This is a genomic window from Pseudomonas sp. S11P7 (genome assembly GCF_023195435.1).
In the GTDB taxonomy this organism is placed as follows: domain Bacteria; phylum Pseudomonadota; class Gammaproteobacteria; order Pseudomonadales; family Pseudomonadaceae; genus Aquipseudomonas; species Aquipseudomonas fluorescens_G.
Window position 1 is genome coordinate 3093556 of record NZ_JALPKS020000002.1, and the last position, 15015, is coordinate 3108570.

15 protein-coding genes are annotated in these 15015 nt (G+C 59.3%); 8 read left to right on the plus strand and 7 right to left on the minus strand.

Annotation, left to right across the window (positions count from 1 at the left end):
- The first annotated feature begins 90 nt into the window (after positions 1 to 90).
- Positions 91 to 774, plus strand: coding sequence for a hypothetical protein (locus M0746_RS14120; RefSeq protein WP_258449620.1), 684 nt, complete (start codon positions 91 to 93; stop codon positions 772 to 774).
- A 91-nt stretch (positions 775 to 865) separates the two neighbouring features.
- Positions 866 to 1867: a hypothetical protein gene (locus M0746_RS14125; RefSeq protein ID WP_258449621.1), complete on the plus strand. Its 1002-nt coding sequence runs from the start codon at positions 866 to 868 to the stop codon at positions 1865 to 1867.
- A 61-nt stretch (positions 1868 to 1928) separates the two neighbouring features.
- Here the strand turns inward: M0746_RS14125 and M0746_RS14130 are convergent, their stop codons facing one another.
- On the minus strand, positions 1929 to 2297 hold the full coding sequence (locus M0746_RS14130; RefSeq protein ID WP_258449622.1) for a DUF427 domain-containing protein: 369 nt from the start codon (positions 2295 to 2297) through the stop codon (positions 1929 to 1931).
- Positions 2298 to 2483: 186 nt separating this feature from the next.
- Between M0746_RS14130 and M0746_RS14135 the strand changes: the two genes are divergently transcribed.
- Together M0746_RS14135 and M0746_RS14140 are read left to right on the plus strand one after the other, a co-directional pair.
- Positions 2484 to 4427, plus strand: coding sequence for a DNA topoisomerase III (locus M0746_RS14135; RefSeq protein WP_258449623.1), 1944 nt, complete (start codon positions 2484 to 2486; stop codon positions 4425 to 4427).
- A gap of 542 nt (positions 4428 to 4969) precedes the next feature.
- On the plus strand, positions 4970 to 5299 hold the full coding sequence (locus M0746_RS14140) for a hypothetical protein (RefSeq protein ID WP_041480831.1): 330 nt from the start codon (positions 4970 to 4972) through the stop codon (positions 5297 to 5299).
- Positions 5300 to 5472: 173 nt separating this feature from the next.
- Here M0746_RS14140 and cynR read toward each other — a convergent pair whose 3' ends face one another.
- On the minus strand, positions 5473 to 6354 hold the full coding sequence (cynR, locus tag M0746_RS14145) for a transcriptional regulator CynR (protein WP_258449624.1): 882 nt from the start codon (positions 6352 to 6354) through the stop codon (positions 5473 to 5475).
- 122 nt (positions 6355 to 6476) lie between these two features.
- On the opposite strand from cynR, the gene cynS reads away from it, so the two are divergent.
- Together cynS and M0746_RS14155 are read left to right on the plus strand one after the other, a co-directional pair.
- Entirely contained in the window at positions 6477 to 6944 is a 468-nt protein-coding gene (gene cynS, locus M0746_RS14150; protein WP_133336556.1) for a cyanase, read from the plus strand.
- A 58-nt stretch (positions 6945 to 7002) separates the two neighbouring features.
- Entirely contained in the window at positions 7003 to 7662 is a 660-nt protein-coding gene (locus tag M0746_RS14155; RefSeq protein WP_258449625.1) for a carbonic anhydrase, read from the plus strand.
- Between the two features lie 119 nt (positions 7663 to 7781).
- Here the strand turns inward: M0746_RS14155 and M0746_RS14160 are convergent, their stop codons facing one another.
- Positions 7782 to 9284 carry an aldehyde dehydrogenase family protein gene (locus M0746_RS14160; protein WP_258449626.1) on the minus strand — a complete coding sequence of 501 codons (1503 nt, stop codon included), beginning with the start codon at positions 9282 to 9284 and terminating at the stop codon, positions 7782 to 7784.
- Between the two features lie 196 nt (positions 9285 to 9480).
- Positions 9481 to 10389 (minus strand): glutaminase B, encoded by a 909-nt coding sequence (gene glsB, locus M0746_RS14165; protein ID WP_024013269.1) that lies wholly within the window; start codon positions 10387 to 10389, stop codon positions 9481 to 9483.
- Between the two features lie 139 nt (positions 10390 to 10528).
- On the opposite strand from glsB, the gene M0746_RS14170 reads away from it, so the two are divergent.
- Positions 10529 to 11017, plus strand: a complete 489-nt coding sequence (locus tag M0746_RS14170) for a GFA family protein (protein WP_258449627.1) — start codon at positions 10529 to 10531, stop codon at positions 11015 to 11017.
- 99 nt (positions 11018 to 11116) lie between these two features.
- On the opposite strand, the gene M0746_RS14175 is transcribed toward M0746_RS14170, so the two are convergent.
- From M0746_RS14175 to miaE, 3 genes are all read right to left on the minus strand, one after another.
- Positions 11117 to 12403 carry an ATP-binding protein gene (locus tag M0746_RS14175; RefSeq protein ID WP_258449628.1) on the minus strand — a complete coding sequence of 429 codons (1287 nt, stop codon included), beginning with the start codon at positions 12401 to 12403 and terminating at the stop codon, positions 11117 to 11119.
- Positions 12404 to 13111 (minus strand): winged helix-turn-helix domain-containing protein, encoded by a 708-nt coding sequence (locus M0746_RS14180; RefSeq protein WP_258449629.1) that lies wholly within the window; start codon positions 13109 to 13111, stop codon positions 12404 to 12406. It lies immediately after the preceding gene.
- 141 nt (positions 13112 to 13252) lie between these two features.
- The gene (gene miaE / locus M0746_RS14185; RefSeq protein ID WP_073471188.1) at positions 13253 to 13855 is read right to left on the minus strand and encodes a tRNA-(ms[2]io[6]A)-hydroxylase; all 603 of its coding nucleotides are present in this window, start codon (positions 13853 to 13855) and stop codon (positions 13253 to 13255) included.
- 159 nt (positions 13856 to 14014) lie between these two features.
- On the opposite strand from miaE, the gene M0746_RS14190 reads away from it, so the two are divergent.
- A complete protein-coding gene (locus tag M0746_RS14190) occupies positions 14015 to 14878 on the plus strand; it encodes a universal stress protein (RefSeq protein WP_258449630.1) in 864 nt (287 codons plus the stop codon).
- The last annotated feature ends 137 nt before the right edge of the window (positions 14879 to 15015 follow it).

The following is a 15015-nucleotide window of genomic DNA, read 5'->3' on the forward strand; positions in this document are numbered from 1 at the left end:
TACCATCGACAGATTAATGGCACTTCAATACCATCGCATCCCGGGCAAGCATTCACCGGGTGGCTAGCCGCTAATCCTAAGGAACCGGATATGACCGATGCGCCACGTTCCACTGTCAGCCCTACCCAAGAAAACGAACAATTTCCGTCAGAAAATCACCTTTCGGCAAAAGACCGACATGTCGGGATTCCCTACGCACCGCTAGAAGGTCTAAGGCCAGTCCTCCTCAGCTGGATTAAGTGCGTCCAGCGCTACATCGATGTATGGGACGCCGATGATTTGCCTTACTGGTACAACGAGCAGGCTAACGTCAGCATTCTTGCGGGTGCTGCCTGGAAGGCTGACTGGACAGCCATCGAGGAATATCAGGTTCGTAAAATTGCAAACGAGGGGACAGAGTCGTACTCCTCCATTGGGCGCAACGATCTGTATATTGCCAATGAAACTCACGGTTGGAGCATCGAGGCAAAGGTCTCCTACGTCCCCGTCGATAACCCGGAGCGTGCCAGGACGCAAATCAACGAAAAATGCGCGTGGGCCATCCGGGATGCCAACCGGGTCCATTACGACGAGCCGAGGCTGGGCGCCGTATTCATTGCTCCGTACTCAGCAGGCAAGCCAGCAGATGTAGTGCAGATCCGGATGTTCCGGAAAATGCTTCTGGACATCTCCTGTGCTGCGATTGCCTGGGTCGCTCCGAGCCATGCGCAGAAGACGCATAGCCACGACGGCAGGTACTACCCGATGGTGGCGTTGCTCTTGTTGAGTTCGTGATTGAAAGCTTTGGGCTCATCAAAGGAACAGTGAATCCGACTAGCCAGGCAGGCAGCCCGCGTTTGCCATTTCAATCCATAGAACTGTTTCAATGTCCAAGGAAGAATCCGTGATTTCAAAAGCCAAATTCGCTGAAGCCGAATTGTTGACCCTGATAGATCGAATGCTGCGTGATCTACCGGACGGGAATGGTGGCAGGGCCAAGATTCGGCAGGTTACGCAAAGACAAGAACGTAACCTCGGTGGCTACGATGCCGTCGCAACCAGCGTTCAGCCCTTTTATATACAGGCTAAAACCTCAAGCTTTCACTCCGGCAAATCCACCAGCAAAATCATTTCTTCGCGCAACGCCATCCCGGTGAATAGCAACCCAGGCGCCTTCGCCTTTGATCTTCGCAAACACAGGGGTACTGATGAACCTCTGCAACACAATGCCTTGTATTGGCTTTCGCTGCGATCCACGGCCGCCTACGTATGCCCGACTTTCCTGTCCGAGCACGAACTGGAAAACCGACTCGAAAAAGCCCTGGATTTGAAGCGACATGAAATATGGCACTACCGTGATGACGTGTATACGGAGGCCGGCAACAGCCAATCGCAGAGTTTCCAAGCCTTACACTTTCATGGGCTGTTAACGATTATTCCTCATCGCCTCGTGGCCACTTACCGTCACCGCTACAGCTACGACAACAGCGCTACGCCGAGTATTGTTTTTCATTCGGACCCGGAAAACGTTGGTGAAGCCCGCTCGTTCACTTCTTTTGTGGAAACACTGAGCAGTCAAAGCCAAATCCCCGACAAGGTATTCAGCAGGATTACCCGCCCTGTCTCGTTTGAAAGACTCAAAGACACGCAATTGAGCTGGATAGAGGAAGCATTCGATCCTGCTACGCAAGGCCTCAACATAAAGGCCTCTGATGTTTCGGAATCGCTCAGCTCGGCATTTCTGTCCCGAACCACGAACTTTCAGAACACTTCCCATGCGTTGAAGTATCTCCAGAAACTGGACGGCCGGGACGTTTCTGTATTTTTTGGTGCATTGCTGAAAAAGAAATATTCCATCTATCAGCATTACCTTCTTCGGCTTGACTGAATATGGGCTGTTACCCTAGCAGACACAGCCCCACTCGAGTGTCAATTCGCGGGACGTGGACTCAGTCCTCAGGCACGATCACCTTAAACTCTACCTGATCCGGATAGAACGCCACGTAGTCGCGGATCGGGGCGACTGACACTTTCGGATGCTCATACGTCCACACCGCATTCGCGGCTTCATGTCCCGGCACTTGTAGCGTGAAATAATTGGCGTCGCCCTTGTATGGGCAATAGCTGGTGTGATCCGTGCGGGCGAAGTACTTTTCCTCGATGTCTTCGCGGGGGACGTAATAAACCGGTGGGTAATTGGCTTCGTTGAGGATCAGCGCGTGGGCGGATGCGGCAATCTGGATGCCGTGGAATTTTACCAACAGGCAACCGGTGAGTTGTTCGAGGCTGATGACGGGACTGAGTTCGGGGCTTTTCATCGGGGGTTCTCCTGAATACGGCGAAGAGACCGATTCAGGTATAGCTGATGCGTCGGCGTCTGGTTGGGTTTACAGCCGAACGGCTCACCGTGTCCGCCGCTGTATATCCATACAGATAAAAGTTGCCCCCAGCGCCAAGTCCGGCCATTCTGTGCCCTCTCCGGACAACGATGGACGATGGTGGCTATGCGGCTGTACCTCTGTGAAAAACCCTCCCAGGCCAAAGATATTGCGGCCGTGCTCGGCGCGAGACGCCGGGGCGATGGCTGCTGGCTGGGAACGGACGTCACAGTGACCTGGTGCATCGGCCACTTGCTTGAAACCGCGCCACCGGATGCCTATGACGCACGCTACAAACGCTGGGTGCTGGCGGACCTGCCGATCATTCCGGACAAGTGGAAAATGACCGTCAAGCCGCGCACCGCCAGCCAGTACAAAGCGGTGAAGCGTCTGCTTGGCGAGGCCAGCGAACTGATCATCGCCACCGACGCCGACCGTGAGGGCGAGATGATCGCCCGGGAACTGGTCGAGCACTGCCGCTATCGCGGGCCGATCCGCCGCTTGTGGCTGTCGGCGCTGGACGAGGCGTCGATTCGCAAGGCCTTGGCCGCGCTGAAACCGGGAGCCGAAACATTCAGCCTGTATCACTCGGCGCTGGGCCGTTCACGGGCGGACTGGCTGATCGGCATGAACATGAGTCGACTGTTCACCTTGCTGGGCCGGCAGTCGGGTTATCAGGGCGTGCTGCCTGTGGGCCGAGTGCAGACGCCCACCCTGCGACTGGTGGTCGACCGCGACCGCAGCATCGCCGATTTCGTCCCCGTACCGTTCTGGGCAATCGATGTGGAACTGCTGCACAACGGCACAGCGTTTAGCGCGCAATGGCGCGCACCAGCGGACGCTTGTGATGATCAGGATCGCTGCCTGAATCAGGCGTTGGCGCAACAAGCAGCGGCGGCGATCAGCAGTGCAGACAGCGCACGGGTGATCAAGCTGAAAACCGAGCGCATGCGCGAAGTGGCGCCCCTGCCCTTCGATCTCGGCACCTTGCAGGAAGTCTGCTCGAAAAAGCTTGGCCTTGGCGCGCAGGAGACCCTCGACATCGCCCAAGCCCTTTACGAAACCTACAAAGTCATCACCTATCCGCGCAGTGATTGCGGCTTTCTGCCGTTGAGTCAACACGGTGAGGCGCCATCGATCATCACAGCATTGCGTCAGGCCGATCCGAGCCTTGAAGCCTTGCAGGGTTATCTCGAACCGCAGCGGCGCTCGCGGGCCTGGAATGACGCCAAGGTCAGCGCTCACCACGGCATCATTCCCACCATCGCCGCGAAAAACCTCGAACGCCTGACCGGCAAACATCGCGCGGTGTACACGCTGATTCGCGCGCGCTACCTGGCGCAGTTCCTGCCCAATCACGAATACGATCGCACTCAGGCTGATTTCGATTGCAATGGGCAGGCGTTGCGTGCGGTCGGCAAGCAGATCATCGAACCAGGCTGGAAGCGCGCATTGCCCGAAGCACTGGCACCGGCCAAGGGCCGCGAAGCACCAGCACCGCAAACCTTGCCGACCCTCAGCCAGGGCGTCGAATGCGCTGTGGCGAAAGTGAATCTCAAGGATCTGTGGACGCAACCGCCAAAACCCTACACCGAAGGTGATCTGATCAAGGCGATGAAGAACGTCGCCAAACTGGTCGAGGATCCGCTGCTCAAACAGAAACTCAAGGACACCACCGGCATCGGCACCGAAGCCACCCGCGCGTCGATCATCCAGGGGCTGCTGGATCGCGGTTATCTAGTGAAGAACGGCAAGGCGCTGGCGGCGACACCTGCCGCGTACAGCCTGATCGATGCGGTTCCGCGCGCGATCGCCGACCCCGGCACCACGGCGATCTGGGAACAGGCGCTGGACATGGTGCAGAGCGGCGAGATGAGTCTGGAAGAATTCGTCACCAAACAGGCTGCGTGGATGAGCAAGCAGGTCAGCCGCTGCTCCGCCCTCAGCCTGACCATCAGCGGCCCGCCGCCTGCCGGCAAAGCCGCAGCGCCGTGGAAGAAAAAGCGCAAGTCGACAGCCAGCAACGCCGCCGGTACGCGCAAACGCACGGCGCGTCCGGCGACTCGCTGAATCCCTTGAGGTTCCCTTCTCTACGTTGCTGAAACGGATCTTTTCTCATTCCAAAACAGCTTTGTCCGACAATATGTAGTGCTTGAAAATAATCACTACAAAACCGTTGACGGCATCGTTTTGCTTTTGCATGATGAAGACGTTCCCCGATCGGGAGCACTGGTAACACGCTTGAGCAAACTCGTCTGACCGCCGAGTTGTTTTTTCCGGATACACGCTGCCCACAAGGCAGATTGAAGAAGCTGACCTGGCCTGAACGTCCAGTACAAGGACGAGAAGCGCTGGCGAAAATTCTCAAGACGCTTGTGGCCGACACTGGATTGTCGTCAAGAAGCCTCCCGGTTTTCGCTGCTTCTCCTCGTTGTGACGCTATTGCGTAGCAGTTATTCAACACGACTACATGCAACAGATGCACGACCCCGTACTTCATACGGGCGAGCGCTGACGTCCTGGTTTCGGTGCCAGGGATCAACTAACCGATGGGCTACCTGTATTAGCGAATCAACTTTGAAAGATCACCAGACTGGTCAAGGGGCATAACAATGAATCTGAACAATCAACCCACCATCGAAGAATTGGCGCGTATGTTCGCGGCGCAGAAAGACAGCCACGACAGCCATATTCTCTGGATCAGCAAGTCGGGCCAGGTACACATCGACTGCCTGTCGCCCCATGCTGGCGAAGAGGAATTCGACCGCAACCACCAGAACCTGCTGGCCCGCCTGAAGATGTACCGCCGCGGCCACGGTTATGTCGGCAAGAAGGCTGCGGCCGACAAGGACTTCATTGGAAGTGTGCTGCAGACGCTGAAACAGGCGTGGGATTCGATGCAGAATCAGAATGAAGTTCGGGTGATTGATCGGTTGTATTGAATAACGCTTCAGTAAAAAAGGGCCTGCTTCGATAAGAAGCAGGCCCTTTTTATATCCGGAATTCACCCTGCAACTTTGTGGGAGCGAGCCTGCTCGCGAATGCAGTCTTCAGGCGCAAGCATCAGTGTCTGACATGCCACATTCGCGAGCAGGCTCGCTCCCACAGGTCTTGTTCATGTCATATGCGTTTGCAGAACAAGATCAACAAACGCCAACGCCGCCGCACTGTGATAATTATTCCTGCGCCGCAACAACGCCGCTCCCCGCTGTGGCGCCTCCCCTTCGACCCGCAAGCGGCGCAATGCGCGATCTTCGCTGGCAATCGCCTCGGGCAGCATGGTCGCCAGCGGCGCATGCCGCACCACTTCCAGCAACGTACTCACCGAATTCACTTCAATCCGCACCTGCGGCGTAATCCCCTGCTCACGGAAATACTCATCCACCAATAACCGCGTAATGAAACCCGGCGCCAGCAAGGCGAAATCCATTGAAGCCAATTCCGTCGGCGTCAACATCGAAGGGCTGTCATAGAGCGGATGCCCAGGCCCGACCATGATCCCCAGCGTCTCGGTAAACGCCGGTATGCATTCGATATCGGCATTGCGCACCGGGGTAAACGCGATCGCGACGTCCAGCGAGTCATCCGCCAGCCCTGCCTTGATGTCGTCCATCGACAACTCGAAGATCTCCAGATGAATCCCGGGAAACCGTGCCCTGTAATCACGCACCAACGGCCCGACCAGATACGCCATGAACGTCGGCGTCATCGCCAGGCGCAGTGTGCCGCGCGACAAATCCTTCACGTCGTGCAAGGCGCGCTGCCCGGCCTCCAGCTCCACCAGCACGCGCCGCGCGCATTCAATGTAAGCCGCTCCGGCATCCGTCGGCTTCACCGTGCGTGAGGTGCGATCAAAGAGAGTCACACCGAGGGTTTCTTCCAATTGACGAATCTGCTGCGACAGGGTCGGCTGCGATACATGCAGCGCTTCGGCAGCTCGGGTGAAGCCACCGTGATCGGCAACGGCGAGCAAATAACGCAAATGTCGCAACAGCATGAGGACACCAACTATAGGCAGGGCTTATGCGAAGCATTGTATATCGGTCTTGGACGCTATGGATCGACCGGCGCAAGATTGCTTCCACACACAGCAAGCCAACCCCTGAAAGGAGTGACACCATGCAACAGTCCCACGCCTACAACGACAACAGCCTGGCCCTGGCCACCCGCGTTCTCGACGCCAAGGCGAAAAAAGATCTGTCGTGGCAGGATCTTGCTGACGGCACCGGCCTCAGCCTGGCCTACGTCACCGCCGCCCTGCTCGGCCAGCATCCGCTGCCGGAAAACGCTGCTCAAGTGGTCGGCGACAAGCTTGACCTAAACGCCGATGACGTCGCCGCACTGCAGATCATTCCTTTGCGTGGCAGCCTCAGCGGCGTGCCGACCGATCCGACCATCTACCGTTTTTACGAAATGATCCAGATCTACGGCACCACGCTGAAAGCGTTGGTTCACGAGCAGTTCGGTGACGGCATCATCAGTGCGATCAACTTCAAACTGGACATCAAGAAAGTCGAAGACCCGGAAGGCGGCTCCCGCGCGGTGGTCACCCTCGACGGCAAGTTCCTGCCACTGCGCCCGTTCTGATACGCCCGGCCCGCATCCTGCGTGCGGGCCATCTCATTTCTGCCACGAGGACACGCCCATGAAAGCCCTGATCGACGGCTTCCTGAAATTCCAGAACGAAGCCTTCCCGCAACGCAGCGAGCTGTTCAAACACCTGGCCACGACTCAGCAACCCGGCACGCTGTTCATCACCTGTTCCGACAGTCGCGTGGTGCCTGAGCTGCTGACCCAGCAAGAGCCCGGCGAACTGTTCGTGATCCGTAACGCCGGCAATATCGTGCCCTCCTACAGCCCGCATCCGGGCGGGGTCTCGGCGACAGTGGAGTATGCGGTGGCGGTACTGGGGGTGACCGATATCGTGATTTGCGGCCACTCCGATTGCGGCGCAATGACGGCGATTGCCCAGTGCAAATGCATGGATCACCTGCCCGCCGTCAGCGGCTGGCTGCAGCATGCCGAGTCGGCGAAGGTGATGAACGAAGCGCGCGTGCATGGCAGCGACGCGGCGAAATTGAGTTCGATGGTGCGCGAGAACGTGATCGCGCAATTGGCGAATATCCAGACCCACCCGAGTGTGCGCCTGGCCCAGGAGCAAGGGCGGCTGAATCTGCATGGCTGGGTATACGACATCGAGACCGGTTCGATCGACGCGCTGTCGGCCGACCGTCGCACGTTTGTGCCGCTGGCCGTGCAACCTGAGACTTGCGCGATCAGCGCGCAAGCCAGCCACGCTGCCTGACTCCCCACCGTGATCGTTCCCACGCTCTGCGTGGGAATGCCTCAAGGGACGCTCTGCGTCCAGTGACGCGGAGCGTCACGGGCTGCATTCCCACGCGGAGCGTGGGAACGATCAACAGATCAGCGTTTCACCGTGAGATCAACCTGAGTCATCCGGCTACGCACGGTAAACACGCCATCCCCGGAAAGAATCGCACTGCGCGCAAACAGGCGCCCGCTCTCCCAGTTCGAAAGGCCCAGTTCCGGCTTGTTCAACGCGTACTGGCCATCGACCCAACGGGTGATGCCGTTGCCTACGAACGGCGCATTCACCGCGTTGTAGAAGCGCTCCTGAACCGCCGCATCCTCGCTGATCAACGACACGGTGAATTGCGGGCTGTAACGGTTGAACAGCGCAATCGCCTGATCCAGATCATCGACAATCATCAGGCTGACTTCCGGGGTTTCTTCCCATTCCCACTCGCGGCCCAGCTCCGACTCGGGCAAAGACTCGGCCAGCGCTTCGGTCTGGTAACCCTCGGCGCGATAAACCTCGACTGTTGCGTTCTGCCATTCGCTTGGCAGGCAACTTTCACTGCCCGCGACGATGTGCAATTTGCAGCCTTGGCCGCGCGCAGTACCGGCGTCTTTCAAAGCTTCGAGGAACAGCGGCACCAGCTCATCGGCGCGTTCGCGCTGAATCAGGCAGACGTTCAGGGTATTGCAGACCTTGCGGTCAAGCGAGTTGCGCACCACCGCCGCGAAGCGCGTGGCATCGGCATGACGGTCGGCGATCAGCCACGCACCGCCGGTGCCGTGCAGGCTGACGGCGGTACCGGCCTGCTGGGCAATGCTGCCCAACTGGCTGACCGCACGGCCCGAGCCCCGCGCCACTGCCAGCGACAGACGCCGGTCGGCGAACATCGCCCAACCGGCAGCATGATTGACACTTTCGACCAACGACACCGCCCCCACCGGCAAACCGGCTTCGGCCAGCGCCGGGTTCAAAGCGTGAGTGACGATGGCTTGCGCAGTGCCCAACGCATCGCTGCCGATGCGCAGCACAGCAGTATTGCCGGTGCGCAACACCCCGGCGGCGTCGGCAAATACGTTGGGCCGACCTTCGAAGACAAAGGCGACGATGCCCAACGGCGAGACCACTTGCTCAACCTTCCAGCCGTCGTGCTCGACACTGCTGATCACTTTGCCCCGGGTCGGTGGCGCATCACGCCAGGCGCGCAGCCCGGCGATCATGTCGCGGCGCATGCGTTCATCGGCGAGCAAGCGTGTGGTCGAGCGACCGCGCGCCTTGGCCCGTTCGATGTCGGCGCGGTTGGCGGCTTCGATCTGCGTCCAGCACTGAGGATTTTCCAGGCGCTGAGCGAATAGATCGAAGAACCGGCTGATGGCTTCATCGGAGACCGCCGACAACACTGTGAATGCCGCAGCCGCACGCTCGATTGCCACCGAGGCGGCCTGTTGATCGGCCACGGGGATCAGCAACAACTCGCCACTGACCTGCTCGACCAGCAAATGGTCACCGGGCTGAAACCGCGCGGCCAGTTCGGGGCTGACCACGGTGACGCGGTTACCAGCGAAAGGGATCGGCGTGCCAGCGACTAGACGTTCGAGCGCAAGAGACATGAAGCGGATTCACCATGCAGAGGGCGGCCGGAAAATGTAGCGGATTACTGGCTGAAATACACCTCCTCAAACACTAAAGAAACCTGTGGGAGCTGGCTTGCCAGCGATAGCGGTGGTTCAGGCAAATTTATAGTGACTGACAGGTCCTCATCGCTGGCAAGCCAGCTCCCACAGGGTCATGTGGTGTTCAGGTGGGTCAGAACACCGACCAGCCAATCCGCGAGCTCAGCAGTTCCAGCGCCGCCATCCCCGCCAGCGAGTTGCCGGCGGCGTTCAACTCCGGCGACCACACGCACACGCTGAACTGCCCCGGCACCACCGCAACGATGCCGCCGCCGACCCCGCTCTTGCCCGGCAGGCCGACGCGATAAGCGAAGTTGCCCGCCTCGTCATACAGACCGCTGGTGGCCATGATCGAATTGACCTGCTGGGTCTGGCGGCGCGTCAGGATCTGCTCGCCGCTGTGCTTGCAGAACCCGTCATTGGCCAGAAAGCAGAACGCCCGGGCCAGATCGATGCAATTCATCCGCAGTGCGCAGTGGCTGAAATAGCTGCGCAACACCGCCTCGACATCGTTGTGAAAGTTGCCGAACGACTGCATCAGATACGCCATCGCCGCATTACGCGCGCGATGCTGATATTCGGAGTCAGCGACCTTGCCGTCGATCATGATTTGCGGGTTGCCGGACAGACGCCGGACGAAGTCGCGCATCGACAATGTCGGCGCGGCGAAGCGCGACTGGTTGATGTCGCAGATCACCAGCGCCCCGGCGTTGATGAACGGGTTACGCGGGCGGCCGCGCTCGAACTCCAGTTGCACCAGCGAGTTGAACGGCTGGCCGGACGGCTCGTGGCCAAGCCGCTCCCAGATCGCTTCGCCGGAATGATCGATGGCCTGCACCAGGCTGAACACCTTGGAAATACTCTGCACCGAGAACGGCGTTTCAGCGTCGCCGGCGCAATACATTTCGCCGTCGTTACTGTACACGGCGATGCCCAACTGGTTGGCCGGCACCGTGCCGAGGGCGGGAATATAGTCAGCAACTTTGCCCTGCCCGATCAGGGGCCGGACGGCGTCAAGGATCTCGTTCAACAGCGCTTGCATGCGGGGTTCCGAAAGTCTCGCCCCATGGGATCGCGGGGACACTGGGGCTAGACGCTGCGCCCGCCGGTCGCATCACACCGGCAAGCGCCAGGCAAAATGTTTTAGGCTGAAGCGGACCATTCAGACACAGGAGAGCACCATGCACCTCGAAGGCTCCTGCCATTGCGGCGAAGTCACGTTCAGCCTCGACAGCGCCCATCCTTATCCCTATCAACGCTGCTATTGCTCGATCTGCCGCAAGACCCAGGGCGGCGGCGGTTATGCGATCAACCTTGGCGGCGACGCGACCACTCTCAAGGTTCGCGGACGCCAAAACATCAGCATCTATCACGCGAAGATGAAAGCTGACGGCGATAAACGCGCCCATCGCAGCAGCGCCGAACGCCACTTCTGTGCGCTGTGCGGCAGCGGTTTGTGGCTGTTCAGCCCGGAGTGGCCAGAGCTGATTCATCCATTCGCCTCGGCGATCGACACGCCACTGCCGGTGCCGCCGGAACACACGCACCTGATGCTAGGTTCGAAAGCGCCGTGGGTTGAAGTCGAGGCGGAGCCGAATGATCAGCAGTTCGATGAGTACCCGGAGGAATCGATTGCCCAGTGGCATGAGCGACTCGGTGTAACTCGCTGAACACCGCGCCCTTCGCGAGCAGGCTCGCTGCCACATTTGGATTGCGATCACCTGTGGGAGCGAGCCTGCTCGCGAAGGGGCCGGGTCAGGCAATATCAATCAGTCCAGATGCGCCCAGGTCATCCTGAACAACGCCCCGCCCCACACCGATTCGCCAACCTCAACCTGCCCGCCATGGGACTGCGACACCCTCCGCACCAGCGCCAGGCCCAGCCCGAAACCACCGGTGCGCCGATCACGGCTGGCATCCAGTCGGGAAAACGGTTCGAAGATTTTCTCCCGTCCCTCCAGCGGCACGCCCGGCCCGTCATCGCTGACCCGCACTTCATAGTCATCGCCATTGCGCTGCAGCGACACCTCGACGCGATGCTCGGCATAGCGAATGGCATTGCGCAAAAGGTTGATCACCGCCCGCGCCATGAAGCGCGGTTCGATGCTTACCGTGTCGACCTGGCAACCGGCGATCGACAACTGCACGCCCACAGCTTCGGCCTCAAGCGCCACACTGCCGACGACACTGTCGAGCCAGTCGGCCGCGTGAATATTTTCCCGCTTTATCACCGTCGCGCCGTGCTCGAGGCTGGCGTAGGTCAGCAGCTCCGAGACCATCTCCTCAAGCTCACCAAGGTCGGCATACATGTCGGCGATCAGCTCGCGATTCTGGCTAGCGTCGGGTTGCTGCTTGAGCTGATCGAGCTCAAACGAAAGCCGCGCGATTGGTGTGCGCAGTTCGTGAGACACGGCGTTGGTCAGCTCGCGCTGATTGGCAATCAGCCCCTCGATGCGCGCCGCCATCAGATTGAAGTGCTCGGCCAGATCGCGGATGTTCGAGCGCCGCGACAACTGGATGCGCACCGACAGATCGTTGTCGCCGAAACGCTCGGCCGCCAGCCGCAGCTTTTCCAGATCGCGCCAGTGCGGGCGCACCCAGAAAAACAGAACGATGCCGATCAACACCGCGAGCATCATGTAAGCCGCGGTGATGTAGAACGGCATCAGGCTCGGCTCTGGCGGCAGCTTGATGCTGAGCAACTGCGAGCCACCATCGATATTGCTGATGAATTGCGTGTAATCGTCGCGGATCACCAACAGGTTCCGCGCGAGCTCGGCTTTTTCCTGCGGTGTCAGGGCCAGTTGATCGGCCTCGACCAGACTCAGCGACAGACCGTAATGCGCCCGCAATGAATCGAGTTTCTGTTCACGCTCGGCGCCCTGACGGCCTTGCAGATGATCGACCAGCGACCACGCCTGACCGCGCACGGCTTCACGGTTGTAATCCTGCGTCTGGCTGTCGAGCAAGGCGTTGAAGGTGTGCTCAACCGTCTGCAAGGCCAGCACCAGACCCACCGTCATCACCAGAAACAGGCCGAGGAACAAGCGCAGCATCTAGAGCTCCCACGCGAACGGATTGAACAGATAGCCCTTGCCCCACACGGTCTTGATGCACACCGGCTCGCGAGGGTTGTCCTTGAGCTTGTTGCGCAACTTGCTGATGTAGACGTCGACGCTGCGATTGAGGCCGTCGAAGGCAATGCCGCGCATGCGATTGAGAATGTCATCGCGGGAAAGAATCTTGCCCGCCGCGCTGGCGAGCAACCAGAGCAATTCGAACTCCATGGTGGTCAGCTCGATCAGCTCACCGGTCAGGCGCACCTCCCGGCAACTGCGGTCGATGCTCAATTGCCCGAACTCGAGGAAACTGACGACGCTGGTGTCCGGCGTCTGCCGCCGTTGCAACGCCCGCAGCCGCGCGAGCAACACCGGCGGTTTGATCGGTTTGATCACGTAATCGTCAGCGCCGGATTCCAGACCGAGGATGTGATCGAGATCGTCTTCCTTGGCGGTGAGGATCACGATCGGCGTGTCCGAGACACTGCGAACTTCCCGGCAGACCTGCAAACCGCTCTGCCCCGGCAACATCAGGTCGAGCACCAGCACTTTCGGCTTGAATTCCAGGAATGCAGCCATGGCCAGATCGCCGCGATGCACCGTGCGTACCTCGTAGCCATGTTGCTCAAGAAAGTGTGCGATCAGTGCGGCGAGACGCTCATCGTCTTCGACCAGCAGAACTTTGCCGAAACCCAGGTTATCCATAACAACCGTTGCCAAGCCAAACGTGGAAGGGCCGATATTATGCTGGCATTCATCGAACAGGCGATGACGGCAGACAGCAAAAACCGGCCACTCGGGCCGGTTTTCGGTGATGTTTCATACTCTTAAGAGTTTTTAACAAATTCAGGCGGGCACACCGCTGTGGAAGCGGAATTCCTCATCCGGCGATTCGATCAGTTCCTGCTCGGCCGCACGGACGCGGTCGATCACCTGCGCGACATCCTTGGCATCACCATACTGATAGGCCAATTTGAGATAACCCTGAAAGTGCCGCGCCTCGCTTTTCAGCAAACCGAAATAAAACTTGCCCAGTTCTTCGTCCAGATGCGGCACCAATGCTTCAAAGCGTTCGCAACTGCGCGCTTCGATGAAAGCACCAACCACCAGCGTATCCACCAGTTTCACCGGTTCGTGGCTGCGCACCACCTTGCGCAGGCCCGAGGCGTAGCGGCCGGCGTGCAGCTGACGCAACTCGATCTTGCGCCGCTTCATGATGCGCATGACTTGCTCGTGGTGCACCAGTTCTTCCCGGGCCAGGCGCGACATCATGTTGATCAGGTCGACATGGGCGTGGTACTTGGCAATCAGGCTCAGCGCCGTGCTGGCGGCCTTGAACTCGCAGTTCTTGTGATCGATCAGCAGGGTTTCCTGATCGGCCAGGGCGGCCTGAACCCAGGCGTCGGGCGTGCGGCAGCCAAGGAATTCGTGGATTTCGGGAAGGATCATGGGGCTCACGGTAAAAGGTGTTCGAGCGAAGGGCGCCGATTATACCGGCCTGCCCGCAGACCACCAGCGGCGGCTGTTGATATGCATCAAGTCGCAGACGTTCGGGTAGCAACTATAGTTGTGCAACGCCGTGCCTTTTCTTTGCTGGAGACTCCGCTCATGCAAGCCATTCGCAGCATTCTGGTGGTCATCGAACCTGAACATGCAGAAAGCCTGGCGCTCAAGCGCGCCAAGCTGATCGCCGGTGTCACCCAGGCCCATCTGCATCTGCTGGTGTGTGACAAGAAGCATGACCACGCCGGCCTGCTCAGCGTGCTCAAGGCGGCATTGCTCGCCGAAGGGTACAGCGTGACCACCGAACAGGCGTGGAACGAGAGCCTGCACGAAACCATCATCGATGTGCAGCAGGCCGAAGGTTGCGGCCTGGTGATCAAACAGCACTTTCCCGACAGCTCGCTGAAAAAAGCCCTGCTGACCCCGGCCGACTGGAAGCTCCTGCGCCACTGCCCTACCCCGGTGCTGCTGGTAAAAACCGCAGGTTCCTGGAAGGACAAAGTGATCCTGGCTGCGGTCGATGTCGGCAATGCCGACGGTGAGCATCGGCATTTGCACAGCACCATCATCGATCACGGCTATGACATCGCCAGTCTGGCCAAGGCGCATCTGCATGTGATTACCGCGCATCCGTCGCCGATGCTCTCGGCGGCGGACCCGACGTTCCAGCTCAAATCGACCATAGAAGCCAAATACCGCGAACAGTGCCGGGCGTTTCAGGCGGAGTTCGATGTCGATGACGAGCATCTGCACATTGAGGAAGGCCCGGCGGATGTGCTGCTCCCGTTCATGGCGCACAAGCTCCAGGCGGCGGTAACGGTAATTGGCACGGTGGCGCGCAGTGGTTTGTCAGGCGCGCTGATCGGCAATACCGCTGAAGCGGTGCTGGATACGCTGGAAAGCGATGTGCTGGTGCTCAAGCCGCAGGAGGTTGAGGATCATCTGGTGGAGTTGGCGGTGAAACATTAAGGATGGCGGTGCCTGGACTGGCGCCTTCGCGAGCAGGCTCGCTCCCACATTTGAAATGCATTTCAGCAGCTGAATGCATTCCCCTGTGGGAGCTGGCTTGCCAGCGATGGCGGTGTGTCAGTCACATTGATACTGGA